Here is a 274-nt window from a genome sequence, read left to right on the forward strand (position 1 = left end):
CGGTCAACAAGATGACCCAAGCCGAATCCGAACTCTTGTTACATCTTGAAGATACCCTTCATGAGCGCATTATTGGTCAGAGTGAAGCCGTGAGTGCCGTTTCTCGGGCAATTCGTCGCGCCCGTGTTGGTATGAAAGATGAAGACCGTCCCATCGCGAGCTTTATCTTCTCAGGTCCCACAGGTGTTGGTAAAACTGAGCTAACTAAGGCACTGGCGCAATATATGTTCGGCGATGAAGAGGCGATGATCCGTCTTGATATGTCCGAATATAT

1 protein-coding gene is annotated in these 274 nt (G+C 48.9%); it reads left to right on the forward strand.

What is annotated here, in order from left to right:
- The coding region (locus tag R0J92_RS22920; RefSeq protein WP_411053361.1) for an AAA family ATPase at positions 1–274 on the forward strand (274 nt) is incomplete at both ends.

Origin of the sequence: Tritonibacter sp. SIMBA_163 (assembly GCF_046535935.1) — a bacterium.
In the GTDB taxonomy this organism is placed as follows: Bacteria; Pseudomonadota; Alphaproteobacteria; order Rhodobacterales; family Rhodobacteraceae; genus Epibacterium; species Epibacterium scottomollicae.